The organism is Bacteroides sp. 519 (genome assembly GCF_010500955.1).
GTDB lineage: Bacteria > Bacteroidota > Bacteroidia > Bacteroidales > Bacteroidaceae > Bacteroides.
This window is the reverse complement of the sequence record NZ_QVMJ01000001.1, coordinates 397,374-420,526: the sequence shown is the minus strand read 5'-3', so window position 1 is coordinate 420,526 and position 23,153 is coordinate 397,374. Positions and strand designations below refer to the sequence as shown.

Annotated in this window: 30 protein-coding genes and 2 pseudogenes; 28 read left to right on the top strand and 4 right to left on the bottom strand. The window is 38.4% G+C overall.

Translation table 11 applies throughout. The features are described from left to right. Together D0T85_RS01970 and D0T85_RS01965 are read left to right on the top strand one after the other, a co-directional pair. Window positions 1-795, top strand: coding sequence for a helix-turn-helix domain-containing protein (locus D0T85_RS01970; protein WP_163209641.1), 795 nt, complete (start codon window positions 1-3; stop codon window positions 793-795). Window positions 796-881: 86 nt separating this feature from the next. After that, window positions 882-2,129, top strand: a complete 1,248-nt coding sequence (locus tag D0T85_RS01965) for a M28 family peptidase (protein WP_163209639.1) — start codon at window positions 882-884, stop codon at window positions 2,127-2,129. On the opposite strand, the gene D0T85_RS01960 is transcribed toward D0T85_RS01965, so the two are convergent. After that, on the bottom strand, window positions 2,039-3,244 hold the full coding sequence (locus D0T85_RS01960) for an NmrA family NAD(P)-binding protein (protein ID WP_163209637.1): 1,206 nt from the start codon (window positions 3,242-3,244) through the stop codon (window positions 2,039-2,041). The two genes, D0T85_RS01965 and D0T85_RS01960, sit on opposite strands and share 91 nt — an antisense overlap. A gap of 110 nt (window positions 3,245-3,354) precedes the next feature. On the opposite strand from D0T85_RS01960, the gene D0T85_RS01955 reads away from it, so the two are divergent. From D0T85_RS01955 to D0T85_RS01940, 4 genes are all read left to right on the top strand, one after another. Next, entirely contained in the window at window positions 3,355-3,858 is a 504-nt protein-coding gene (locus D0T85_RS01955) for a ClbS/DfsB family four-helix bundle protein (RefSeq protein WP_163209635.1), read from the top strand. Window positions 3,859-3,878: 20 nt separating this feature from the next. Then, on the top strand, window positions 3,879-4,142 hold the full coding sequence (locus D0T85_RS01950) for a hypothetical protein (protein WP_163209633.1): 264 nt from the start codon (window positions 3,879-3,881) through the stop codon (window positions 4,140-4,142). A gap of 6 nt (window positions 4,143-4,148) precedes the next feature. Then, on the top strand, window positions 4,149-4,733 hold the full coding sequence (locus D0T85_RS01945) for a phosphoglycerate mutase family protein (protein WP_163209631.1): 585 nt from the start codon (window positions 4,149-4,151) through the stop codon (window positions 4,731-4,733). Between the two features lie 212 nt (window positions 4,734-4,945). Beyond that, window positions 4,946-5,404 (top strand): GNAT family N-acetyltransferase, encoded by a 459-nt coding sequence (locus tag D0T85_RS01940; RefSeq protein ID WP_163209629.1) that lies wholly within the window; start codon window positions 4,946-4,948, stop codon window positions 5,402-5,404. Here the strand turns inward: D0T85_RS01940 and D0T85_RS01935 are convergent. From D0T85_RS01935 to D0T85_RS01930, 3 genes and pseudogenes are all read right to left on the bottom strand, one after another. Beyond that, a pseudogene (locus D0T85_RS01935) lies at window positions 5,387-6,613 on the bottom strand (3'-5' exonuclease); the annotation flags it as partial. The gene D0T85_RS01940 and the pseudogene D0T85_RS01935 sit on opposite strands and share 18 nt — an antisense overlap. Further along, on the bottom strand, window positions 6,583-6,837 hold the full coding sequence (locus tag D0T85_RS23155) for a hypothetical protein (RefSeq protein ID WP_370459910.1): 255 nt from the start codon (window positions 6,835-6,837) through the stop codon (window positions 6,583-6,585). The gene D0T85_RS23155 and the pseudogene D0T85_RS01935, both read right to left, overlap by 31 nt. A gap of 112 nt (window positions 6,838-6,949) precedes the next feature. Next, window positions 6,950-7,714 (bottom strand): LuxR C-terminal-related transcriptional regulator, encoded by a 765-nt coding sequence (locus D0T85_RS01930; protein WP_163209627.1) that lies wholly within the window; start codon window positions 7,712-7,714, stop codon window positions 6,950-6,952. 95 nt (window positions 7,715-7,809) lie between these two features. Here D0T85_RS01930 and D0T85_RS01925 point away from each other — a divergent pair, with 95 nt between their 5' ends. The 22 genes and pseudogenes from D0T85_RS01925 to D0T85_RS01815 all read left to right on the top strand — a co-directional run bounded on the left by D0T85_RS01925 (window position 7,810) and on the right by D0T85_RS01815 (window position 23,118). After that, window positions 7,810-8,532 (top strand): DNA alkylation repair protein, encoded by a 723-nt coding sequence (locus tag D0T85_RS01925; RefSeq protein ID WP_163209625.1) that lies wholly within the window; start codon window positions 7,810-7,812, stop codon window positions 8,530-8,532. A gap of 136 nt (window positions 8,533-8,668) precedes the next feature. Next, window positions 8,669-9,079, top strand: coding sequence for a YbaK/EbsC family protein (locus tag D0T85_RS01920; protein WP_163209909.1), 411 nt, complete (start codon window positions 8,669-8,671; stop codon window positions 9,077-9,079). Then, on the top strand, window positions 8,992-9,198 hold the full coding sequence (locus D0T85_RS01915) for a GyrI-like domain-containing protein (protein WP_163209907.1): 207 nt from the start codon (window positions 8,992-8,994) through the stop codon (window positions 9,196-9,198). Before D0T85_RS01920 ends, D0T85_RS01915 begins: the two co-directional genes overlap by 88 nt. 11 nt (window positions 9,199-9,209) lie before the next feature. Next, window positions 9,210-9,683, top strand: coding sequence for a hypothetical protein (locus D0T85_RS01910; RefSeq protein WP_163209623.1), 474 nt, complete (start codon window positions 9,210-9,212; stop codon window positions 9,681-9,683). Between the two features lie 313 nt (window positions 9,684-9,996). Next, window positions 9,997-10,841: pseudogene (locus D0T85_RS23150) on the top strand (RteC domain-containing protein). Between the two features lie 272 nt (window positions 10,842-11,113). Next, window positions 11,114-11,644, top strand: a complete 531-nt coding sequence (locus D0T85_RS01900; RefSeq protein ID WP_163209621.1) for a dihydrofolate reductase family protein — start codon at window positions 11,114-11,116, stop codon at window positions 11,642-11,644. A 253-nt stretch (window positions 11,645-11,897) separates the two neighbouring features. Further along, window positions 11,898-13,130, top strand: coding sequence for a site-specific integrase (locus tag D0T85_RS01895; RefSeq protein WP_163209619.1), 1,233 nt, complete (start codon window positions 11,898-11,900; stop codon window positions 13,128-13,130). A 96-nt stretch (window positions 13,131-13,226) separates the two neighbouring features. Further along, entirely contained in the window at window positions 13,227-13,724 is a 498-nt protein-coding gene (locus D0T85_RS01890; RefSeq protein ID WP_163209617.1) for a GNAT family N-acetyltransferase, read from the top strand. Beyond that, a complete protein-coding gene (locus tag D0T85_RS01885) occupies window positions 13,721-14,650 on the top strand; it encodes a hypothetical protein (protein WP_163209616.1) in 930 nt (309 codons plus the stop codon). The genes D0T85_RS01890 and D0T85_RS01885 overlap by 4 nt, the downstream gene beginning before the upstream one ends. 1 nt (window position 14,651) lies before the next feature. Further along, on the top strand, window positions 14,652-15,449 hold the full coding sequence (locus D0T85_RS01880) for a helix-turn-helix domain-containing protein (RefSeq protein ID WP_163209614.1): 798 nt from the start codon (window positions 14,652-14,654) through the stop codon (window positions 15,447-15,449). A gap of 99 nt (window positions 15,450-15,548) precedes the next feature. Then, complete coding sequence (locus tag D0T85_RS01875) at window positions 15,549-15,755, top strand: hypothetical protein (protein ID WP_239060617.1); 207 nt, start codon at window positions 15,549-15,551, stop codon at window positions 15,753-15,755. A gap of 114 nt (window positions 15,756-15,869) precedes the next feature. Next, entirely contained in the window at window positions 15,870-16,343 is a 474-nt protein-coding gene (locus tag D0T85_RS01870) for a hypothetical protein (protein WP_163209610.1), read from the top strand. Between the two features lie 14 nt (window positions 16,344-16,357). Next, complete coding sequence (locus tag D0T85_RS01865; protein WP_163209609.1) at window positions 16,358-17,218, top strand: GyrI-like domain-containing protein; 861 nt, start codon at window positions 16,358-16,360, stop codon at window positions 17,216-17,218. A gap of 31 nt (window positions 17,219-17,249) precedes the next feature. Then, window positions 17,250-17,960 carry an epoxyqueuosine reductase gene (locus D0T85_RS01860; protein ID WP_163209607.1) on the top strand — a complete coding sequence of 237 codons (711 nt, stop codon included), beginning with the start codon at window positions 17,250-17,252 and terminating at the stop codon, window positions 17,958-17,960. Continuing rightward, window positions 17,948-18,760, top strand: coding sequence for a bifunctional 2-polyprenyl-6-hydroxyphenol methylase/3-demethylubiquinol 3-O-methyltransferase UbiG (locus D0T85_RS01855; RefSeq protein WP_239060616.1), 813 nt, complete (start codon window positions 17,948-17,950; stop codon window positions 18,758-18,760). The genes D0T85_RS01860 and D0T85_RS01855 overlap by 13 nt, the downstream gene beginning before the upstream one ends. A 10-nt stretch (window positions 18,761-18,770) precedes the next feature. Then, a complete protein-coding gene (locus tag D0T85_RS01850; RefSeq protein WP_163209605.1) occupies window positions 18,771-19,478 on the top strand; it encodes a carboxylesterase in 708 nt (235 codons plus the stop codon). A 7-nt stretch (window positions 19,479-19,485) separates the two neighbouring features. Continuing rightward, window positions 19,486-20,085 (top strand): type 1 glutamine amidotransferase family protein, encoded by a 600-nt coding sequence (locus D0T85_RS01845; protein WP_163209603.1) that lies wholly within the window; start codon window positions 19,486-19,488, stop codon window positions 20,083-20,085. Window positions 20,086-20,124: 39 nt separating this feature from the next. Further along, entirely contained in the window at window positions 20,125-20,529 is a 405-nt protein-coding gene (locus tag D0T85_RS01840) for a VOC family protein (protein ID WP_163209601.1), read from the top strand. Continuing rightward, on the top strand, window positions 20,526-21,227 hold the full coding sequence (locus tag D0T85_RS23145; RefSeq protein ID WP_370459908.1) for a zinc ribbon domain-containing protein: 702 nt from the start codon (window positions 20,526-20,528) through the stop codon (window positions 21,225-21,227). Before D0T85_RS01840 ends, D0T85_RS23145 begins: the two co-directional genes overlap by 4 nt. Then, window positions 21,224-21,838: a hypothetical protein gene (locus tag D0T85_RS01825; RefSeq protein ID WP_163209599.1), complete on the top strand. Its 615-nt coding sequence runs from the start codon at window positions 21,224-21,226 to the stop codon at window positions 21,836-21,838. Before D0T85_RS23145 ends, D0T85_RS01825 begins: the two co-directional genes overlap by 4 nt. A 117-nt stretch (window positions 21,839-21,955) precedes the next feature. Beyond that, window positions 21,956-22,342, top strand: coding sequence for a DUF4440 domain-containing protein (locus D0T85_RS01820; protein ID WP_163209597.1), 387 nt, complete (start codon window positions 21,956-21,958; stop codon window positions 22,340-22,342). 26 nt (window positions 22,343-22,368) lie between these two features. Beyond that, entirely contained in the window at window positions 22,369-23,118 is a 750-nt protein-coding gene (locus tag D0T85_RS01815; RefSeq protein ID WP_163209595.1) for an N-acetyltransferase, read from the top strand. Window positions 23,119-23,153: the final 35 nt, after the last annotated feature.

Below are 23,153 nucleotides of genomic sequence, written 5' to 3'. Positions count from 1 at the left end.
ATGGAAGAATTTCAAATCATACAGCCATCGCCTCTGCTTGCGCCATACATAAAGAATTACTGGTTGCTGAAAACAGTTAGCAATTCTCCAACATTGGCACGAACAGTTCCTTGTGGCATGATGAATCTCATTTTCCACCGGGGCAACCGTTTGTTGTCGGTTTACGAAGACAAGTTTCATCCCCGCGCATTCCTTAACGGGCACGAAAGAACCTTTGCCGACCTTGAATATACCGGGCAAATTGATATGATTTCTGTTGTCTTTCGTCCGATTGGTGTCAAAGCTTTCTTTGATTTGCCAATAAATGCAATCAATAATCTTCGGGTAACAGCAAACGATCTGGGAGATAAAGAACTGGCTGCGTTAGAAAACGCGCTCACAAGTACGGAAGATGATCAAATATGCATTCTTCTGATTGAACAATTCTTGCTGAAACGCCTTAGCCACCTGGCTGCACATAACCTGAAGCGGATAGAGGCAAGTATTCAGCTGATTAACAACGGGCAGAGCGATGTATCTCTGCTAGCCGACACAGCCTGCTTAAGCACCAAACAATTTCAACGTGTTTTCTCCGAACATGTGGGTGCTAACCCCAAAGAGTTCTCTCGAACAATTCGTTTTCAAAAGGCATTGCATATACTTGAAACAAAACCTCAAACCTCACTCACAACCCTTGCACACGAGTGCGGCTACTTCGACCAATCGCACATGATCAAGGACTTCAAAGCTCTTTCCGGTTATACACCAAGCGAATACATTGTTGCCTGTGCACCTTATTCCGACTATTTTGCTTGATTTCGATTCCCGATTGTCCCTTTTTTACAATTACAGGTACTTTGCAATCTCTATTTTTGTCCTATCAATTTTAATACAATCAAGAAATGGACAAGAAAACATTAACAGAAAAAGCAAAATCACATTTAGAAGTATTGTGCTCGGCAATTGGCGAACGCCGGGTGGGAAGCGAAAAAAACCGTAAAGCAACAGCTTATGTAAAAAATGTATTGCAAAGTCTGGGTTGGGAAACCGAAGCAACTGAACTGTCGGTTATTGACTGGAAAACCGATGGCGCAACCCTAACATGTAACGGAGCGTTTTTTGAAGTGTTTTCTTCCGAATACTCATCAGGGTGTTGTGTAAAAGGCAAATTAATAGCTATTAATACTGTTGCTCAATTGGAAGAGGCTGATATTAAGGACAAAATTGTTCTTCTACATGGAGAGATTGCCTCTCAGCAAATAGCTCCGAAGAACTTTCCGTTTTGGAATCCCGAGGAACACCAGCATATTGTTTCATTGTTGGAAGAAGGTTGTCCGCAAGCACTGGTTTGTGCCACCAAACGTAATTCGATAAGTGCAGGAGGTGTTTATCCGTTTCCTTTGTTCGAGGATGGCGACTTCAACATTCCATCGGTTTACATGAAAGATACCGAAGGCGAAAAACTCCTCGCTTGTGTAGGGCAACAGGTAGAGTTGGAGTCAAAAGCTATTCGTATTCCCGAAACGGCATTTAATGTTATTGGCCGAAGTGACAATCGAACAAACAACCGGATTGTGGTTACTGCTCACATTGATACTAAAATAGGCACCTCCGGAGCCATTGACAATGCAACAGGAGTAGCCATCATATTGTTATTAGCAGAGTTGCTGAAAGAAAAACAGTTCAACAATCCGGTAGAATTGGTTATCCTTAACGGAGAAGATTATTACGGAGCACCAGGACAGCTGAAGTATATTGAACAAAATTCAGGTAAATTTGGCAATATACTGCTGAACATAAATATTGATGGAGCCGGATACAAAGAGGGCCTTTCCTGTTTCTCGGCATTCAATCTTCCCGAAAACATTCTCGATACACTACACGAAGTACTTTGGGATACTCCCGAAATTGTAGAAGGATTGCCATGGTATCAAGGCGACCACAGTATGTTTTTACAGAATGGCTGTCCGGCAATTGCGGTCAGTTCGCAGTGGTTTATCGAGAATTTTGAAACACAGGAACTAACACATACTCCTAAAGATAATTTAAGTATTGTAAATTATGAACGGGTAGCCGAGTGTGCTTTGGCTATATACAACAACATATCTCTGATTAACTCTTTGGGAAACGGTTTACCCCAAGGTAGTTGAACTGCTCCTTTCGAAGTTTTATAATCAGCTAACTGTGTATTGAATGCAACGATTGGCTCTTCACCCGGATAAAAGCCAAGGTGATGCTTTTGCGTAGCAAAGTGCACAATGTTCTTACCATGCAGCTTGAATGTAGGCATCCCCCAACTGATGGTTTCCTGAAGTTGGGGAATTGTTTGCAGAATCAGATTTCTGATTTCATTCAGATATGCGTGAGTTTCTTCGGGAGAAGCAGCGATATAGGAGTCGATATCTCTTTTACCTGTTTCGTTATAAATATAATCTTCTAGTTTGGTTTCTAACTTGATTGGAACAACCCCACTTGTAGGCGTATCTTTTCCGTCGACCAAAGTAGCTGTCATTGCTGCCATATTGAAAGCTGCATCACCAGAAAAGCCGGCATTAATCAATGTTTGCACCCACTCCTCACGGGGTGTTTGATTTGGCATGACTTCCCGTTTATAATATTTGCCATAAATACGAGCCACGTCTTGCGTGCTGTAATTCTGCGGTCCGGTAAGTTCAACAACCTTTGTGGTGAAAGTTGAATCCGCAAAAATGGAAGCAGCAAACCGGGCTACATCCTGTGGTGAAACCATCGGGATTTTCTGTTCGGGTTCAAAGAAAGTAGGCAGAATGCCATACTCTTTCACCACATCGGCATATACCAGCCAATTACTGAAATAATATGCCGGACGAATAAAAACAGTTTCGACGGGCAGATCCTCAAAGGCTTCTTCCAGCCAGTGTGAAACCATCAGGTTGCCCGTACCTTTTGCTATATGAGCACCCATAGAAGACAAACCAATGACCCGTCGGATGCCCGTCTCCTGAATTGCCTTACGATAAGTAGCAATCATCCGTTGACCATCACCAAGAACATCCTCCGAATGAAAATTCTCTGGAGTAAGCAGGAATACAGTTTCTCCACCATCGAAGGCCTTAATCAACGATTCTTCTTCAAACACATCGGCAATCCGTACTTGCACGTTTGAATCGAACAGATTAGCCTTGCTCTGATTCCTTATGATGGCAGTAACAGGCATCCCGTTTCTGCTTAACTCTCTCACTAATGCCGAGCCTACTTGTCCACCGGCTCCTGTTACTATATTCATATATTTCTGGTTTTGTTTCAGATTACAAAGCTAACAAAATACTTCACTCCAATACGACGATTCATACCTAAAAATACTATTTTTGTAGCCTAATTTTATAACAACAAATTATGCCAAGACCAACTAACAAGCAAGACTTAATAGTAACCGCTAACGGCCAGTTTGAGAAACTGTGGAAGATGATTGATTCCATGCCGGAAGAAAAACGAGTGGGTACATTTTCCTTTGAAGATAGAGATAAAAACTTGCGCGATGTATTGATACATCTATACGAGTGGCATCAATTATTACTGAATTGGCTTCGTTCCAATCAAGTTGGTAATATGGTTCATTTTCTGCCCGGACCTTATAACTGGAAAACATATCCACAAATGAATGTTGAGTTTTGGAAGAAGCACCAAACAACTCCGTTGGAAGAAGCGATTACACTTTTAAAAGAAAGCCATGCCAATGTGATGCAACTTATTGAGCCACTTACTGATGAGGAGTTATTTACAAAGAAGTATTTTCCGTGGACTGGGACTACTAACTTAGGCAGTTATTGCATATCCTCCACATCGAGTCATTATGATTGGGCGATGAAGAAATTGAAACATCATATAAAAGCCGGATAAAAGTTATTTAACAGGCATGTATGAATCAGGCAGATAAAAAACGATATATAGCCATCGACGAAATCTTGTGGAAAGATTGGGATCCGATAGGTGTAAACGACAATGAAAATCTCAGGGATGAATACCAAAGTTACACTCCACATGTTTTTAAATTAAAGAAAGAGGGAGCTGATCTTCATAAAATAGCCCGACATCTATATCAGTTAGAAACGGTTGGTATGGGAATGAGTGGAAATTTAATGAGATGCGAAGTGATAGCAGAGAAGATTATTGAACTTAAATAAAAAAACATGGATATTCTTAAACTCGCGGAACAAAATCAGCAAGCCGCTTGGCGGATATTAGAAGAAAACCACATTATTCCGGCATGGGAACGTATTGGAGCAACTGTCAATCTGGTAGGCTCACTTAAATCTGGTTTATTAATGAAAAGCCGGGATATAGATATGCATATTTATACTGATAAGCTTGATATAGCTGAGAGCTTTTCTGTAATGCAGGAATTGGCAGAAAAACTACCCCTAAAAGAGGTTCAGTATATCAATGGAATTGATACAGAAGAGGAATGCATGGAATGGCATATTTTGTACACGGACAAAGAGTTGAATACATGGAAGTTCGATATGATACATATCCGTCGGGGATCAAAATATGATGGCACAGTAGAGCGGGCAACTGATGCCATAATTAAACAACTAACACCCGAAATCCGCCAAACAATTCTTCAAATAAAATATGATGTGCCAGCAGGAATTATGATTCCGGGCATAGAGATATACCACGCTGTTTTTACAGGTGGAGTGAAAACTTATGAAGAACTGGAACAATGGCGCAAAACCAATCCGCTGACAAATAGTTTGGAATGGTTGCCTTAAACCAGCACAACACAACTAACAATCAACCAATCAATTACAGTACCAGCTTTATTTTAAGTCTGAGACAAAAGTATCACCATTATTTTAAGCCTGAGACAAAAGTACCAACCAGCGTGGTACAAAAGTATCACTACTAAGATACTTTTGTATCACAAGCGTGGCACTTTTGTACCACAGGCGTGATACTAAAGGTTACTCACATCATAAATACAATGAAAATAGAAAAAGTCACAAAAAATAAAAAACAGTTCCTCGACTTATTGCTTCTAGCCGACGAACAGGAAAACATGATTGACAAGTATTTACCAAATGGAGATCTATTTGCCTTATATGATAATGATTTAAAAAGCATTTGCGTTGTACTTCGGATAGACAACGAAATTTGCGAATTGAAAAATATTGCTACATATAAAAAATTCCAAGGCAAAGGCTATGGTAAAGCATTGATAAAATTTATTTCCGATTACTATAAAAAAAACTATAAAACAATGCTTGTTGGAACAGGTGAAACTCCCTCAAATCTCTCCTTTTATGAGAGTTGCGGATTTAAGCAATCGCATCGGATAAAGAACTTCTTTACAGATAATTACGACCATCTGATATTTGAAGAAGGGGTACAGCTTGTTGATATGGTTTATTTAAAGAAAGAATTATCAATGGCAAACAAATAGGTATTCTGTTAAGCAACCATCGTAAGTCAATGTCAATCTATGCATTGCCCTTGTCACTGCCACATAAAGCATACTCTTATCGATTTCTGAATTGTAATTCTTGTTGGTTACTTGTGGAACAATTACCTCATCAAACTCCAAGCCCTTTGCCATGTGAGCTGAGGTAATAATGGTGCCTTGCACAAAAGCAGAACTTTGGTTAGAAAGGAAATAAATATCGTTGACATAGGTTTTTAACTTATCCGATAGTACTTGTGCTTGTGACTCGGTTTTGCAAACAATTCCAAGCGATTTGTTGTTGGATTGCTTAAAAATGGTTATTAATCTAGCAATTGCAACAATCTCTTCTTCCTCATTCTTGCATTTCAAGATTTGCGGTTTCTCACCATGTCGAACAACGGGGTCCAGTTCTTCGTTTTTTCGAATCATTTGTGCAAACTCGGTAATTTCGTAAGTTGAACGATAGCTCTTGCATAACTTCATTACTTCACCCAAAACAAAGGCTTTCCGAATCATTTCGGCAGTAGATGAGCCATAAGGGTTTACCGACTGGCTGGCATCGCCCAGAATAGTTTTTCTACAGGGGTAAAGTTTCTGTAAAATTTTATATTGGATGGGCGAATAGTCCTGCATCTCATCCACTAAAAGATGTTTAACTGAGGATTGCATATTATTTCCGTTTAAGGCAATATGCAGATAGGCCAACGGAGCGAGATCCGCATATTCGAGAATGCGGTTCTTGCGCATCTTGAATAGTTCCGGTTTGCCTACCCATTCAAAGAAATCTCTATAAACCTGCATATCATTATTCCCGGCAAACATATTCCGAATCTCTTTCTTGAGCATGTTCCGCTGGGCGGTGGTAACGGTGATATGGTATTGAATTTGTGCCATTTCCAGAATATAATCTGTCATTGTTTCAAACCGCAAGCGCATGGGATAGCGATTGAAACGGCGGAATTGTTCTTCGATGTATTTGGCTGGTATGGCTACAAATTTAGTCAGTCTTACATCTGTAGCCTTGAAATAAGTATTCTCAATATGCAGGATAAACCGGTCTAGTTGGGAAATAAAGTCGAAAGAAGCCTTATACTGTATCCGTTCGATAAAGTCTGTGGCAGGCTTATTGAGCAATTTGTTAACCTGCTCAAAAAAAGTCTGGTGTTTGTATTTGTTATCTAATACACCTGATAGGATTTGCTCGATACTTTAACCTCTTCGCCAATGGCAAAAACATTCAGGATATTTCCTCTGACTTGAGTTATTTCGTGGGGGTCGATATCGCGGTTATCCCAAAGATATTGCTTTTGCTCGTTCAGGGTTTTCACTCGTTCTTTTACCGATGCATCTGCACTACTGATGCTTTTATTCAGTAAGCTGACAACCTGTTGCAAATATTCACGTTCCTGTTCTTCTGTTTTATTAAATACCATAAAGCACTCCTTGTTATTACATTAAGACACAAAAAGAGTGTGCAAAATTATTGCGTTCTGGTGGAGTGTGAAATGGCTATTTATAGCTATTTTCGGGTTTAGATTGGCTGCCTTAATAGATGATTCCCAAGTCACGGGCAGTATTGATTGCCTCCATTACATTGTCTACATCCAGTTTAGCCAGTATGTTCTTTCGGTGATTATTTACCGTATAAATACTAAGACTCAATTTATCCGCAATTTCTTTACTCAAGAAACCTTGGCGTATTAATAACAGAATTTCTTTTTCCCGGTTAGTTAGTTGTTTTTCTGCCGGAATAAACATCGGTGCAAGTATCTCGCCCGTTTTACTATTAATAACTGTTCGTTTGATTTTTTCCGTGAATAGTTGGTCGGGAGATATATCGATAACTCCCATAATAATCCACGCCTTGCCATTCCTGTCCTTCTCAAGAACCTGCTGACGGCTGATTACATTTACATATTGCCCTTTAGCATTCAGTATCCGGTACTGAAACATCTGTTGATAATCGTTCCTTTCCTCCTGTGGAAGCGAATAGATAAACCGTCCATGCTCAATTTGGTATTCCAACAACTGAGTGCGATCGTCCGGATGTATCCTCTCTTCCAATACATCGCCCTGTTTCTGTATTGTTCTTATCCATGTGGGATTATACCCTAAAATAGTAGAAAAATTATCAGAAGCAAAGTCATATCTTTCCTTGAATACATCGACAGTGAAGATGCAACTTTGGGTTATTTGAGAGAAACTCTGTATCGATTCCCGCTTCTTATTCCACGAATCATAGTCAACGTCAATACTACTTATTTGCTGTCTTGACCAAAGTTTTTTTGGTGTTATATTATTGGAAATCATGTATATTTGTATATAGAAAGCTGTTTCTGAAAGTAACTAACGGTAATAACTTTACATCCAACAGTGAAATGTTTATCGTAACAGAGAAATGAAATATGAGCATAGAAAACGAATTGTTATCAGATGTTCGCCAGACACTAATGGATAGCATTAATCCCAAAGTGCTTGCTTCTTCCAATCGCTTCTTTAAAACAGGTGAAGCGGCAAAGGTTCATGGCGTAGGAATGGGTGAAGTGAGCAAAATAGGCAAACTGAGCTTCAAGCAAATAAAAAAACTACCCAAACAAGAAATATTCAAACTATGCGACGAGCTTTGGCAGTCGGGTTATTTGGAAGAGGCGGTAATTGCTTGTATCTGGGCTGAATCATTACATAAGCAATATGAACCATCCGATTTTAGTACCTTCGAGTATTGGGTACATAATTATTTGACCAACTGGGCAGATTGCGACACGTTGTGCAATCATACAATCGGAAACTTTATGATGATGTACCCCGAATATGTTGCCAGACTGAAAAAGTGGGCAATATCATCCAATCGTTGGGTAAAACGAGCTGCTGCTGTTACATTAATTATCCCCGCTCGCAAAGGATTGTTTCTGAAAGACATTTTTGAAATAGCCGATATTCTGCTACTCGACAAAGATGATTTAGTGCAAAAGGGTTACGGATGGATGCTTAAAGCTGCCAGTGAAGCTTACCAGCAGGAAGTGTTCGATTATGTGGTGTCGAAAAAAGCAGTAATGCCGCGCACGGCTTTACGATATGCAATTGAAAAAATGCCTACGGATTTAAGAACGGAGGCAATGAAGAAATGAACGATCAAGAATGATTTTTTACCTTAAACTCTACATTTTATCATATTTCAGTTATCTTTTGCATCGTTAAAATTAATAAGATGTTTCACGGTTACTCTTCCAATACACCTCCCCCTGCGATCTAAAAGCCGAACAACTGGGGTTTCTTTACAATCGTCAGCAAACAGAGTTTTATCTGTTTGTTACAACAGCTAAAAAGCCTTTCCGCTCAAAAAAGTTCGCAGCAGCACTTGGTGTTTCCCAACTTTCGTTTGCTCCAGCAGAACTAATGCAGCAAAAACTAGAAACTCAGATAGGAGCTGCTACCATTTTCAGTGCGTTGCTTGATACAGCCAGCGATGTACAATTTGTATTCGATAAAGATGTGCTTTCTCAAAAATGGTATGGTTGCAGTGACGGAACAACTACCGGATATATGAAAGTAATGACAGAGCGAATTCTTGCTTACACACAGCATAAATTCCAGCCGGCAAATATGCTGTTGGTCGCTTCGAACTTAAAGAGACAGAGTTTGAAGAGGCATGGAACACGATATGTTCATGGCTAACTGAAAGCGGATTTCAACCTGCCGATAGCCCTACTTATGAGTACTATCATAATGATTACAGTGCGGATCCTGAACATAAATTCATCGTGGATATTTGCATTCCTGTAAAACCATTATAATCTTTATTGATATGATACTTACGAAAAAAGAGAAGATTATTGGGGTTATTTTAGCTGGGTTATTATTTCTCATAACCTTGAGTAGCACATTCTTTTTCTTGGGAAAATTGAAAATTAGTGTAGTCCAATGGGTTGCATTTAATTCTTGTTCTCCAACAAGTTTCTTGTATCTGCTTTTATTTTTAGTGTTTCTGGTAAAGAAAAACGCTTCGTATTTAATGATAACATTTCTTCCAATTTATTTTCTTGGAACAATGTCCATGTTTGTTTTACCATGGAATGAAGCGAATATAATAGCTCATGTTGGGCATATTATAATGACACTCAATTTGATGTGGGTACTCTATGTAATCTTCAAACATAAAGAATATAAAGCGTTAGGAATAGGTTTATTATTCAGCATGCTACTTTTCGTTCCTTACATAGCTTATGTGCTGTCTTATAATCAGGCACACGCTGAGGAGATGTTGAAATTGTTTTTATGAAAAGGCCAGAAATAAGAAATTATCTATGGCCTCCCGCTTTTTATTCCACAAGTCATAGTCAACATCAAGACTGTTAATCCGCTATCTCAACCACACTTATTTAGGTGTTATATCATTGAAAATCATCTGGAAATGACAGCCATAATCGCTATATACCACATGAGAAACTATGAGTGTTTTTGTTGCTAAAAAGTTAAGGTATGTCTGTTATTTACAATTTTAGGTAATTGGCTCCCTTTATTTGGGGCTTAAAATTTTAAAAGCAAAGAATCAGATTCTAAATAGCTTTCACTCTCATTCTAAAACAACGGTTATGAAAGATAAGATAGAAAAAATAGTCCGTGAGTTGAATGCTTCAATACAGGTAGGCGAAACAGAATTGTATAATATAGTACAAAATGCTCCTTCTATGATATTAATGATGGAGAACGCTTTTGAAGAACTAAAAGCTCTCGTTTCAGAATATAAATTCCCATCCTTTGACGAAGAAATCACGTTTTTCAAATACACTAAACCCATATTGTTTAGCAAATTGATTTACCTTCGCAAGATATATTATTTGGAAATCAAACGTCCTATCTCAAATTTCGCTACTATAAGAACGTATCTTGAAAAGAGCACGAACAAATAAATGGCTTTTGTAATAAGAATGCTGAATTTATTCAATACTATCGTTCCGGTCAAAGCTGCTTTGACAAGTACTATTTTTTAAGAGGACGCCATGAAATGGATTTGAATCTGGAAAGTTTTTATTTCGAGCGCGATCCTAAATTTTCGACCAATTTTGATTTCAAGGTTGCTAAACTGCTTGCCAACGATATGTTGGCGGCTTATCTGAATTGTGAGTTATCAAAATTGAAGTATCAGGAAGAAAACGGATATCAAATAAATGAAGAATTGCCTCCTACTCAATGGACTGACAAGAAAACGGCACTTGGAGAACTCATATATAGCATTCACGAAGAAAAAAGCATCAATGCAGGAATGATAGAAATAAAAGCATTGGCGACCATTTTCGGAAGAATTTTCAAGGTCGATTTGAGCGATATTTACCATATTTTTTTAGAAATCAGAAGTCGTAAAACCAATCGAACGGAATATCTAAACCGCTTGGTCAAAGCGTTAACCCGAAGAATGGATGATGCGGACAGCAGATAAATAAATTAAATATAGTATCTTTGTATGCGTAAAATTAAGAGAATAAGAAGTATATCAGATACTTCATAGATATATAACATAACGTTCGCTGAACGTCTCGACACGAAAACTGGTAATTTTCAAATTAAGAACGAGATGGAATGTGCAATGTTCATGCTATACGAAAGTATGGCGTGGACTTGCCTGTTTCGTTCTTAAGGCATACCAGTGCCTCGTGTCGGAGCAGTGTAAGTTCCACGCTTTTTTCGTATTTTGCATAACACTTGATAATCATGAAGAAAATAAAATTATACATAGCAGCTTCCATTGACGGGTACATTGCCCGAAGCGATGGTGATTTGGATTGGCTAACAAAATATCCGATAAATCCAGAAACAAATTATGGTTACGACGATTTCTATAAATCCATTGATACTGTTATTATGGGCGGACAAACATACCGGGACATATTAAATATGGACTTCGTTTGGCCATACACGGATAAAACAACCTATGTTGTTACCCGCAATTCGATGGGAACAAAAGAGAATATTCACTTTATTACGGAAAACGTGATTGAGAATATATCTTATCTCCGCAATGAAAGCGAAAAAGACATTTGGCTAGTCGGTGGCGGTAAAATAACAGCCATGTTGCTTAATGAGAATATGGTTGATGAAATGATAATAACCACGATACCCGTTATTCTTGGAAATGGAATTGCGCTATTCCCCAAGCAGCCGAAAGAATCTCAATGGGAATTGCAAAGCTGCATAAGTTATACAAATGGAGTAGTACAAGCGAAGTATAAAATAAAAGTCTGATAAAAAAGCAAGCTTCAGCCAAACGAGGACAACCGCCTGATAATGTGTAGGTAAAGTTCTTTGTTTGGCTTTTCTTTTGGACAGAAAAATCCCTTCCATAGACAAAGGTAAGACAAAGTTCAATTACCACATCATTACCAACGAAAAAAATGTAAATTGGCTATAAGTCGCTAATTGTCTGCTTCTTGCATTGTCGCTCGTAACCTCTTGTAACTTAAAGTAAATTAATTTTGTATCATTAAAAACTTTGAGTATGCGATCAACATTTAAGGTTCTGTTTTATCTCAAACGGAACAACCCCAAGCCCGATGGAACTGTCCCTGTAATGGGAAGAATTACGATTGACAGAACAATCAGCCAGTTCAGTTTGAAAATGAATATTCCTGCAAATCTTTGGGATATCAAAGCCGGAAGGCTGACAGGTAAAAGTACATTAGCGGTAAAAACCAATCTCGCTTTGGATAAAATCCGTGTCGATATAAACCGCCACTATCAGGAAGTAATGCAAACGGACGGCTTTGTTACGGCTGATAAGGTAAAGAACGCCTATTTAGGGTTAGGAATAAAGCAAGATACATTTTTAACCCTCTTTGCCAAACATAACCAAGAATTTTCCCGAAAAGTCGGATACAACAGGGCGCAAGCGAGTTATTCCAAATATTGCACCTTATATAAACACATGGAAAGCTATATCATACAGGAGTATAAGCGGAATGATATATTTCTTAAAGAACTGAATCTCGCTTTTGTAAATGGCTTTGAGTATTATTTACGAACAGAACGAAATTGTTCCACCAATACGATATGGAACTACATGATAGGGGTTAAGCATATAGTAGCCATAGCCCGAAATTCGGGACAATTAGCTATTAATCCGTTTGCAGGCTACCTGATAAGCCCCGAAGTAAAAGACAGGGGATTTCTGAATAAAGAAGAACTCAACTTGCTTGTAAACGCTAAGATGAAGAACGCCCAATATGAACTGGTAAGGGATTTGTTTGTATTTTCCTGTTTTTGCGGGTTAAGCTACTCGGATGTAAAGAACCTGACTAAAGACAACCTTAAAACGTCTTTTGACGGTCATTTATGGATAATCACCCGCAGACAGAAAACAAATACCGATTCGAGTATCCGGCTGTTAGAAGTTCCCAAACGGATAATAGAGAAGTACAAAGGCTACACAAGGGATAACAGAATTTTCCCTGTACCGGGTAATGGTACTTGTAATGCGATATTAAAAAAGATAGGCAAGCAATGCGGGATTAAAACACGGCTGACCTACCACATGGCTAGGCATACTTTCGGAATTTTATTAACTGTCTCACAGGGGGTTCCGATAGAAACCGTTAGCCGAATGATGGGGCATACCAATATTAAAACAACCCAAATCTATGCCAAGATAACCAAAGAGAAAATAAGTCAGGATATGGAAGCCCTATCCCATAAATTAAAAGGATTGGAAAAGCAGATAATTGAAAGAATGTGAATCAAACAAGAATTCTATTGATAAAATTGATTCATTTTTACACTCTTTGATTTGATATATGGAGTTACCTTTGCAAAGAACAATAAATATATTAAAATGATACGATTACAAAATATAAACCTAACTTCTCCTGAAGCAATACAGAGATTAGCTAATAATCACGCAATCGCTGTAAACCTACGGGATGCGTTTCCATATCCTTATACGATTGAGGATGCTATTACATTTCTCGGTTTAGCCGAAAATGGTGTATTAGGGCATGTTTTCGGAATATATGAGGACAATACATTTGTCGGTTGTGGTAGTTTAATACCACAACATGACGTATATCGTATTAATGCAGAGATAGGATATTGGATTGGAGAACCCTATTGGGGGAAAGGCTATGCTACTGAAACAGTAAGGCTATTATTAAATTTTGCTTTTGAAGCACTTAACTTATTGAGGGTTTATGCAAATATTTACGAGTATAATATAGGTTCAATGAAAGTGTTAGAAAAAGTGGGTTTTGAAAAAGAGGCTGTTATTAAATCCTCAGTAATAAAAGAGGGGAAAATAATTGATGAACATTTATACAGTATTAGAAAGACATGAAAAAAGATATAGGTGAACATATTATCAGCAAATTGGATTTACCGGATATAGTTAAGATACTATCCGATGAATTAAGTGGGTCGGAACTGAACACTATTTTATTGGAGGTTTTTAACAGGCGCATCCAACAAGAAACGCCCTCGTCTTTATTAAATAAATACGAGGGGAATAAACTTGTCAAACCTGCCAATATAGATGTTTTAAGGTACAAAGAACAAGAATTGACGTGCTATAAAGTATTAGCCAGCAGAGGATTTGAACCGATAGAACATTCTCCTGCCGCACAGTTGGGAACGAGTAGTGTTGTTGCTACCGTAGACCAAAAGAAAGTGTTGACGGCTTTAAGAAATACAGAAATGCAGGCAGACCCAACCAATGCAACAGCCTTGCATTATGCTTCATTAAAGAAAAAAGGCGGATTAGATAGCCGAACCTACAACTACAGTAATATTTCACGGATTATTCGGACACAGGTATTTGACAATCCTAATTTCACTCCTCATTTTTCAGTTATTTGCCTGATTTCCTGTGGTAAAGATACAGGGAGTTTTAATTTTGAAAAAGAGGAACTATTTAAACACCTGACAGCATCGTATGACGTTTTACGAAGTTACAGCTTTGAACATATATACTTCGAGATTATCCCATGCAAAGGGTATGACGGTCAAAGCCCATTAATTACAGAGTCAATATCATATGTTCAGAAAAACAGCGACCATATAAAAGTATCGGTTGTCGAACCCGACTATGAAAATAACTATTACTATGGCTTTCGGATAAAAGCAAAAATAGTAGTAGGCGAGAATGTGATTGAGATTGGCGACGGTGGGTTGCTCGACTGGACACAACAACTTCTAACCAACAGGAAAGAACGCATGATGACAATGGGTATTGGCTTTTCGGTACTACATATAATAACAAAATAACATGGTAAAGGGCAAAGTCATATTTGAAGATGAAGAAAAAATAGAGATTAAATATCCCTGTTTTGAACTAAAGGATATTGTCGAGTATTATTTCGAAATAAAAACTCCGGACAATTCTATAAATCCGTTCTCACTTATAGCTTTGCCCAATGCTAATGTTATAGTTTCAGTTTACTTGTCAGACAAGAGCCAAACATTCAAAGTTCATCGTGGACAGGGTATGTCTGATACATCAGGAGATAAAATCTCCGGCAGTTTGACAGACGCAATCGCCGTGATACACGCTCCCGGAACCCATGAATTTTCAATAAAATTCAAGCCGGGAGTTTTATACTCCTGTTTATCCGAAGATATTCCGACTTTGGTAGATAATAGCTTGCCATTGCAAAAATATCTAAATCAAAAAATAATAGACGAACTAAAATTGAAAACCTCTTTTGATGAGCGGGTTCTGTTTGTAGAGAATTGGCTTTTAAGTAATATGAAAATCTTTAGTTCTGACTTTAAGCTTAAAGCCGTAACAAAAGCAATTTACTACATTAATAATAGCCATGATTACAAGCTAAATGTTGTAAGCAAAGAGGTCGGAGTATCAAATCCTACTCTCAACAGATATTTCAAAGAAGTATTAGGAGTATCGCCTAAACAATGCTTTAAAGCCCTACGCTTCAAAACAGCATTGAAAAGCTATAGAGCCAAAGGTAGTTATGATTTATATGACGAATTGGGCTATACTGATTTTTCTCATTTTGTAAAAGAAGCTAAGAATTTAACAAACAAATCCCCATCAGAATTATAAAAAGTAGTAAGAACGATAAAACACATAAATAAAAAATCATTCAGCATAAAACAGGACTTCGGTCTGACAATCAATATTAATCATCAAAAAATTATGCTTATGAATGAATTAGTAAAGACGGAGTTATTCAGCTTATTGTCTGAATCTTCACAAGAAAACACAAACGAAGAAATGCAAAGTACCTATGGATGCTTTTTGGAACAGGTGAATAAAGCCAGTCAATCCGAAAACAAGTACTCCAAAATCTTTCGGATACTGAATATTACTCGTGTTGAGTTACGAAGAGAATATTTTGGGGAGCAATAATTTTATATCATGTAGCAATATAGCGTCATCATGGATAAGTTAGCAAGATAGGAAAAGTCCTAAATCTGTTTTCACCATACCTTTGCAACAACAAATAAAATAAAAGAAATGAGTATGACAAAAACAGAACGAGTTACAAGTATTATCCTGGCGGTTATCCTTCTATTAACCGTTGCCAACAGTACATGGTATTTTCTGGGCATTGCTAAAGTGAGCGTTGTTCAGTGGCTTGTTTTCAATGCATGTGCTCCATCGAGTATCGCATTCCTGCTGGGGTTAATCTTCTATTTCAGAACAAAGAACAAAATGTGGCTTACAATTGCCGTAGTGCCGATGATGTTCTTCGGAACAATGGGCTTGTTTGTCTTTCCGTGGAAAAGCGGAATTGATCTTTTGACCCAATTCTCCCATATCATTATGACGCTCAATATCGTATTGGGTTTATGGATTACATTAAAAGAAAAAGATTACAAGGCTTTAGGAAACGGATTATTAACAAGCGTATTAATAGGAATTCCTTTTATAGCATTCACTCAGGCTTACTGCCGTGAACATGCGGAAGAAGTAATGAGAGTTTTAGGAATCTAATTTCAGTAAATAAGATGCAACAACGAATATCGACCATAGAGGAATACCAGAAACAGATCAATATCATTATGGAGTATATCAACAATCACTTGGATCAAGCCGTTGATTTGACAAAACTGGCTGAAATAAGTCATTTCTCTCCCTATCACTTCCACCGCATTACCCGTGCGTTTATGGGAGAACCTATCGGAACTTATATCATTAGGGTTCGGCTGGAAACTGCTGCCCGTTTGATTCGATATACCGATATGTCTGTTGCTGAAATAGCTTACCGTGTCGGCTACGATGTTCCTGCGTCTTTATCAAAAGCATTCAAACAACAATATGGTATTTCGCCGTCAGAATACCGTACCAATAAAGATTTTACCATTATGAAAGCAGAAAAGAAGGACATGCAGTTAAAGATAAAAGCACCCAAAATAGTGGAGATTGAAGCCAAGCAAGCCATTTACATTAAACTCACAGGTGAATACGGAAGCCTCGACTTCTCCGGTTCATGGCAACGTTTGTGGCAATTCGTCAAAGAACACAAGCTCTTTACGGCAGGAATGGAGCATATCGCCATTTATCACGATGACCCGAAAGTGACAGAAAGCGATAAACTCCGCACCGATATTTGCCTTGTCGTTAAAAAAGACGTAAAGGCACAGGGCAATATTGGAGTAAAAGAAATCAAAGCGGGAAAGTTTGCTGTGTTTCATTATCAGGGTTCATACAGCAACTTGGATGCCGTTTATGATACGATATATGCTCGTCTGCTTCCCGAAAACAACTTGAAACTTCGGGATTACCATTGCTTCGAAAAGTATCTGAATCACCCTGACAGAACAGAAGCCGAAAAGTTAAAAACTGAAATCTATATTCCTGTGGAATAAGATAGTATCTTTGCATTTCATTAACAAATAAATGAACCCACTTAACGAATCAGTCGCGAATGAGTTAAAACAACAGGGAATAGAATTTATCCACTTTGTTGATATCTCCGGTTTAGCTGAAAAGCAAAATCGGGGATTTTCGTCTGCGATACTGTTTGGCGTTAAGTGTTCCCCCGAATACCTGAAAAGGGTCAGCGACAATCCTAACTATGTACCAGATATGGTTGCACGCAACTATTTCAATGACGACGAGCATTATGCTTATGAAATGGACATGTACCGCATATCCGACCTGCTTGCAGAGTCCATTGAAAAGGACGGTTACAAAGCCTATTCACTTTCGGATGCCAACCAGATAGCAACGAGTAACTTTGACGGGATGTTTGGAAAAACAATGCTCCCGTTGAAAACCCTTGCTACTCATGCCGGATTGGGTTGGATTGGTAAAAACAATTTATTGGTAAATAAGGAATTTGGTTGTTGTCAAACTTGGGGTGCAGTTTTGACCGATATGCCATTGAACACAGTATTAAATAATCCGTCCACTGTTCAGTGTGGCAACTGTCGGATTTGTTTGGATATTTGCAAACCTAATGCTCTGAAAGGTACTGTTTGGCAGCCGGGTATAGAGCGCGAAAAAATGATATATGTGGATAAATGCACTACCTGCCTGAAATGCATGGTTCATTGCCCGTGGACACAGAGATATATGAATAAAGAAGTAAGCGTATGGAAAATATGAAAATAAAAGATACTAAGCCCCAATTATTTGAAAGGACGGATTGTAATATATGGACTGACTCATATATTCAGCAACAGATGTTGAAAGAACATTTGAACCCAATGTCTGACGGAGCCAGCCGGAAACAGGAATCCATATCGAAGATTATAGACTTTGTACTTAGTCAATCAAAGCTGAAAAGCCGTCTACTCGATTTAGGATGCGGCCCCGGCTTATACACGTCTTTATTTAGAGACAAAGGATATGAAGTAACAGGCGTTGATTTCAACAAGGTATCCATTGAATATGCGACCACTGAAAGAAAAGATATTCATTACATTTTCAGCGATTACATTAATGAGTACCCCGATGGGAAATACGATACAGTTATCCTGATTTATTGTGACTTGGGTACTCACTCAGATAACGACAGGGATAAACTATTAAAGAATATCTATCAATCTCTTGACGAAGACGGGACTTTCATATTCGACATCTTTACAGAAGCATTAGTAAATGACAAGCAGGAAAGTAGAAGTTGGGATTATGCTCCAACTGGAGGCTTTTGGAGTCAAAATGAATATTTACTATTGAGCCAAACTTTCCATTACCCCGAGAATAAAGCATTTGGCTATCAATATAACCTGCTGACTAAAGATGAAACAAAACATTTCCTTGTTTGGGACAGGTATTATTCGGAAGAAGAAATCACGTTGGTTTTGCGAAATATAGGCTTCCGAAAAGTAACTATACACAAGAATATTTTAGACGGCAACGACTTCACGTCCAATAGCGAAATGTTTGTTGTTGCTAAAAAATAAAGAGAACTAAATGCCAATAGATAGACAAGAGAAAATAAAAATCAATGATATTCCGGCAATCCTGTATGGCTCTGCTTCGGATAGGTTATACTTGTATGTACATGGTAAACAATCAAAAAAAGAAGAAGCTGAACACTTTGCAAATATTGCTGTAAAATTAGGATATCAGGTTCTAAGTTTTGACTTGCCTGAACATGGAGAACGTGCATCTGAACAATACTCATGTACTGCACAGAATGGCGTACACGATTTGAAAGAGATTTATTCATTCGTCAAAAACAAATACAAAAGCATATCTTTATATGCTTGCAGTTTAGGGGCTTATTTCAGCCTATTAGCATATCGGGATATAAAGTTTGACAAATGCCTTTTCCTTTCTCCCATTCTCGATATGGAGCGGTTGATACAGAATATGATGAAGTGGTCAAGTATCTCAGAAGAAGAGTTAAAAGAGAAGGGAGAACATGAAACTTCTTTTGGGGAGACACTGTCGTGGAATTATTACGAATATGTCCGAAACAATCCTGTTGGCAAGTGGAATAGTCCTACATTTATCTTGTATGGAGAAAACGATAATCTGACAGAAAGATGCGTTCTTGATTCATTTGTAATACAGAATAGCTGTACGGTAGATGTTATGCCGGGTGGAGAGCATTATTTCCATACAAAAGAGCAATTGGAATACTTAGAGAATTGGTTAGAAACAGTAATTAAATAAAAATACAATGAATAAAAAAGAAGTAATTTTTGTACTCTTAGATAAGTTTGCTGATTGGGAAGGTGCTTATATCTCCACCTGTTTGAATATAGGAGTAAAGCCCGGAAGCCCGATCAAATACACCGTAAAAACAATGTCAGTAACCAAAGACCCTATCTTATCGATAGGCGGATTCAAAGTCTTACCCGACTACGACATTAATGACCTACCAACCGATTATGCCGGACTGATTTTGATTGGCGGCATGCGTTGGTTTTCGCCCGAAGCGGCGCAAATTGTTCCGCTCGTAGAGAAAGCTGTGAAGGAGAATAAGTTAGTTGCCGGAATATGCAACGCTTCGGTATTTCTCGGAGCAAATGGCATTCTCAACAATGTGAAGCATACAAGCAACGGATTGGATTATCTGAAACAGTATGCCGGAGAAAAATACACCGGCGAAGCCAACTATGTCAACAAACAAGCCGTCAGAGACGGCAACATTGTTACAGCCAACGGAACAGCCCCATTAGATTTCTGCCGTGAAATCTTGTATGCGTTAGATGCCGATACTCCTGAAATTATAGAAGAGAGCTACCAGTATTACACCAATGGGCTTTCGCCGAAATAACATTCTAATTATTTAACAACTAATAAAAATAGAACAGATATGAAATTCAATAACGTAAGACTATTGGTCAAAGACTATCGAAAGTGTTTCGACTTTTATACCAAGCAACTTGGTTTAGAAGCTGCATGGGATGTTGAAGACTGTTATGGCAGCTTCAAAGTAGCCGACGGAATAGAAGGGCTTGCCATATTCACGTCGGACCTGATGGCTCCCGCTGTTGGTAACGCCGACAAAACGCAACCCACAGGTTATCGCGAAAAGTCGATGATATCTTTTGAGGTAGAAAATGTAGATGAGACTTATCAGGCATTTTCGGCAAAAGGAATTAAATTCATTAACCAACCAATGGATATGCCCGGCTGGGGAATGCGTGTTGTCCATCTGTACGACCCGGAAGAGAACCTGATAGAATTATTTACTCCACTTAAACAAATAGAGCAATGAAAAATATTACCGAAACAATTGAACAAATGATTCGCAAACAGAACGTTAGCTTTATAAGTTCTGTTGATGAGGATGGTTATCCAAACACAAAGGCAATGTTGGCACCTGTTAAACAAGAAGGTGTCAAAACATTCTATTGGCATACCAATAGCCTGTCTGTGAGAATCAAACAATACCGGAACAATCCGAAAGCCTGTATTTACTTTTACGACAAAGATTCTTTCGAGGGAGTGATGCTAAAAGGCACAATGGAGGTTGTTGATGATCCGGATACCAAAAAGGCTATTTGGAAGGACGATTTTTCCATCTATTATCAAGGCGGAGTAGACGGTGGAGATTTTATACTATTAAGATTTACTGCCGAATCCGGTCGCTATTACAGCAACTTCAACTCAACAAGTTTTGTGGTGGGTAAAGAAGAGACGGCGAATGACCCAATCTGTCAAAGCTGCGGTATGAACATGAGAACCGCAGAAGATTTTGGCACGAATGCAGATGGAACTCCTAACGGGGAGTATTGTCACTATTGTTATCAAAATGGAGCATTTACCCACGATGTAACAATGGAAGAGATGATGGAAACCAATTTGAAATACATCGATCATTGGAACAAAGAAACAGGAAACAACTTTACTCCGGATGAGGCACGGCCGATACTCCACGAGTTTTTATCTACCCTTAAACGTTGGAAGCAATGAAGAATGATATCGTAACATATATAAGGAACAATGTCATTGGCAAACCATTAAAAACTGATGATGTCATTTACCGATTAGAAAACGACACATTGGAAGGTGTATATTCGGATATAATGACCTTTTCCGATCTGCTCGTGACAGAAAACGGAATACAGTTCAACATGACAACTGTTACCAATGAAAAGATCTATATTCTCGACGCAAACAAAAAACGTAGCGGGATGAAGAAAGATTATACCGGTACGAGCGTATTCCAATATAAATTAGCGATTCGTAAAAGCAGCAGACAGATAACCGGTTATATGTATTGCCAGTCTTCCACCGTTACCGACCATACGATGGAAGCTGTGGTGTATGGGGTCTATGATGTAGCGTTGCAAAATGACCAATTAACATGGAAAGAGCAACAGCTACTTTACAGAGACCTTCCTTCCGACAACGAAAAATATCGCTCCGTTGCTTTTGATCCGGATGTTAGATTCTATATGGAAGACGGGAAATTGAGGTTTGAATATATTCCGAAACTCTATGATGTCGATCCTGTTACTCTTGACAAAACATTAGATAAAGACCAATATCCTTCTTTTGTCTCAAAGGAATATTATATATAACACGATTAAACACGTATCGAAAAAAGCAGGACTTCAGTTCAAAGTCTGATTGGATAAAGCGTTGTTCAACAACGGCGAATATATGGACGAATTGATTTATGTGAAATTGAAAGAAATATGACAGAAAATGAAATAAAGGATTTGATTATTGCCTCAGAAAGGCGGGCATTGGAACTTTGGAACAATGGAAACCCTGATGGATTTTTAGAACTGACATCTGAGGACATTGTTTATATCGACCCTGCATTCGAGCGTAAACTGGAAAGTAAAAAGGCCTTGACGGAATACTACAACACAGTCAGAGGCAAGATTAAAATTGACCAGTACGAAATGATAAATCCAACAGTACAGCTATCGACAGACATTGCCGTATTGACATATAATTATGCAGTTCAGAGAGATGGCCTAACATTCAAAATGAATTGTACGGAAGTCTATCAATTGGATATTTCTAATCAGTGGAAAATCATACATACGCATTGGTCTTTTGCACAACCCAATTGAGAATGTTTAATTTGAATTGAAAACAGATGAATACCAATTTCATAAACATAACACCCGAAAACCTTGCCGACGAACATCTATGCTGTATTATTCGTAGCAAAGTAACTCATCCGGGTATAGAAGCAAAGCGACAATGGCTTACAAACCGACTAACCGAAGGTCATGTCTTTAGAAAGTTGAATGCAAAGGCAACAGTTTTCATCGAATACGCTCCGCTTGAAACTGCTTGGGTTCCCATCCTCGGCGACAACTACATTTATCTCTATTGCTTGTGGGTCTTGGGCGATTACAAAGGGAAAGGATATGCAAAATCCTTGTTGGAGTATTGCATGGCTGATGCCAAAGCGAAAGGTAAATCAGGCATTTGTATGCTCGGATCAACAAAGCAAAAAGCTTGGCTTTCCGACCAATCATTTGCCAAGAAGTTTGGATTTGAAGTAGTGGATACGACAGATAATGGCTATGAATTACTTGCACTTTCTTTTGACGGGACAACGCCGCAGTTTGCACAAAATGTTAAGACCCAAGAAATAGATAATAAAGAACTGACCATTTATTATAGTATGCAGTGTCCGTTTGTCTATCAAACCATTGAAGTATTAAGGCAGTATTGCGATGCGCACGATATTCCCGCCTCCTTAATTCAAGTGGATACACTGCAAAAAGCGAAAGAATTGCCTTGCGTTTTCAACAACTGGGCAGTATTTTATAAAGGACAATTCGAGACGGTGAATCTGTTGAGTGTTGAGAATTTAAAGAGAATACTCAAAAAGTAGCAAGAATAGAACACGCCATTTCCTCCCTTCTGACT

Bases quoted from the DNA above. Each gene is read 5' to 3' on its own strand.
- D0T85_RS01970 (WP_163209641.1), top strand. From the start codon at position 1: ATGGAAGAATTTCAAATCATACAGCCATCGCCTCTGCTTGCGCCATAC.
- D0T85_RS01965 (WP_163209639.1), top strand. From the start codon at position 882: ATGGACAAGAAAACATTAACAGAAAAAGCAAAATCACATTTAGAAGTA.
- D0T85_RS01960 (WP_163209637.1), bottom strand. From the start codon at position 3,244: ATGAATATAGTAACAGGAGCCGGTGGACAAGTAGGCTCGGCATTAGTG.
- D0T85_RS01955 (WP_163209635.1), top strand. From the start codon at position 3,355: ATGCCAAGACCAACTAACAAGCAAGACTTAATAGTAACCGCTAACGGC.
- D0T85_RS01950 (WP_163209633.1), top strand. From the start codon at position 3,879: ATGAATCAGGCAGATAAAAAACGATATATAGCCATCGACGAAATCTTG.
- D0T85_RS01945 (WP_163209631.1), top strand. From the start codon at position 4,149: ATGGATATTCTTAAACTCGCGGAACAAAATCAGCAAGCCGCTTGGCGG.
- D0T85_RS01940 (WP_163209629.1), top strand. From the start codon at position 4,946: ATGAAAATAGAAAAAGTCACAAAAAATAAAAAACAGTTCCTCGACTTA.
- D0T85_RS23155 (WP_370459910.1), bottom strand. From the start codon at position 6,837: ATGGTATTTAATAAAACAGAAGAACAGGAACGTGAATATTTGCAACAG.
- D0T85_RS01930 (WP_163209627.1), bottom strand. From the start codon at position 7,714: ATGATTTCCAATAATATAACACCAAAAAAACTTTGGTCAAGACAGCAA.
- D0T85_RS01925 (WP_163209625.1), top strand. From the start codon at position 7,810: ATGAGCATAGAAAACGAATTGTTATCAGATGTTCGCCAGACACTAATG.
- D0T85_RS01910 (WP_163209623.1), top strand. From the start codon at position 9,210: ATGATACTTACGAAAAAAGAGAAGATTATTGGGGTTATTTTAGCTGGG.
- D0T85_RS01900 (WP_163209621.1), top strand. From the start codon at position 11,114: ATGAAGAAAATAAAATTATACATAGCAGCTTCCATTGACGGGTACATT.
- D0T85_RS01895 (WP_163209619.1), top strand. From the start codon at position 11,898: ATGCGATCAACATTTAAGGTTCTGTTTTATCTCAAACGGAACAACCCC.
- D0T85_RS01890 (WP_163209617.1), top strand. From the start codon at position 13,227: ATGATACGATTACAAAATATAAACCTAACTTCTCCTGAAGCAATACAG.
- D0T85_RS01885 (WP_163209616.1), top strand. From the start codon at position 13,721: ATGAAAAAAGATATAGGTGAACATATTATCAGCAAATTGGATTTACCG.
- D0T85_RS01880 (WP_163209614.1), top strand. From the start codon at position 14,652: ATGGTAAAGGGCAAAGTCATATTTGAAGATGAAGAAAAAATAGAGATT.
- D0T85_RS01875 (WP_239060617.1), top strand. From the start codon at position 15,549: ATGAATGAATTAGTAAAGACGGAGTTATTCAGCTTATTGTCTGAATCT.
- D0T85_RS01870 (WP_163209610.1), top strand. From the start codon at position 15,870: ATGACAAAAACAGAACGAGTTACAAGTATTATCCTGGCGGTTATCCTT.
- D0T85_RS01865 (WP_163209609.1), top strand. From the start codon at position 16,358: ATGCAACAACGAATATCGACCATAGAGGAATACCAGAAACAGATCAAT.
- D0T85_RS01860 (WP_163209607.1), top strand. From the start codon at position 17,250: ATGAACCCACTTAACGAATCAGTCGCGAATGAGTTAAAACAACAGGGA.
- D0T85_RS01855 (WP_239060616.1), top strand. From the start codon at position 17,948: ATGGAAAATATGAAAATAAAAGATACTAAGCCCCAATTATTTGAAAGG.
- D0T85_RS01850 (WP_163209605.1), top strand. From the start codon at position 18,771: ATGCCAATAGATAGACAAGAGAAAATAAAAATCAATGATATTCCGGCA.
- D0T85_RS01845 (WP_163209603.1), top strand. From the start codon at position 19,486: ATGAATAAAAAAGAAGTAATTTTTGTACTCTTAGATAAGTTTGCTGAT.
- D0T85_RS01840 (WP_163209601.1), top strand. From the start codon at position 20,125: ATGAAATTCAATAACGTAAGACTATTGGTCAAAGACTATCGAAAGTGT.
- D0T85_RS23145 (WP_370459908.1), top strand. From the start codon at position 20,526: ATGAAAAATATTACCGAAACAATTGAACAAATGATTCGCAAACAGAAC.
- D0T85_RS01825 (WP_163209599.1), top strand. From the start codon at position 21,224: ATGAAGAATGATATCGTAACATATATAAGGAACAATGTCATTGGCAAA.
- D0T85_RS01820 (WP_163209597.1), top strand. From the start codon at position 21,956: ATGACAGAAAATGAAATAAAGGATTTGATTATTGCCTCAGAAAGGCGG.
- D0T85_RS01815 (WP_163209595.1), top strand. From the start codon at position 22,369: ATGAATACCAATTTCATAAACATAACACCCGAAAACCTTGCCGACGAA.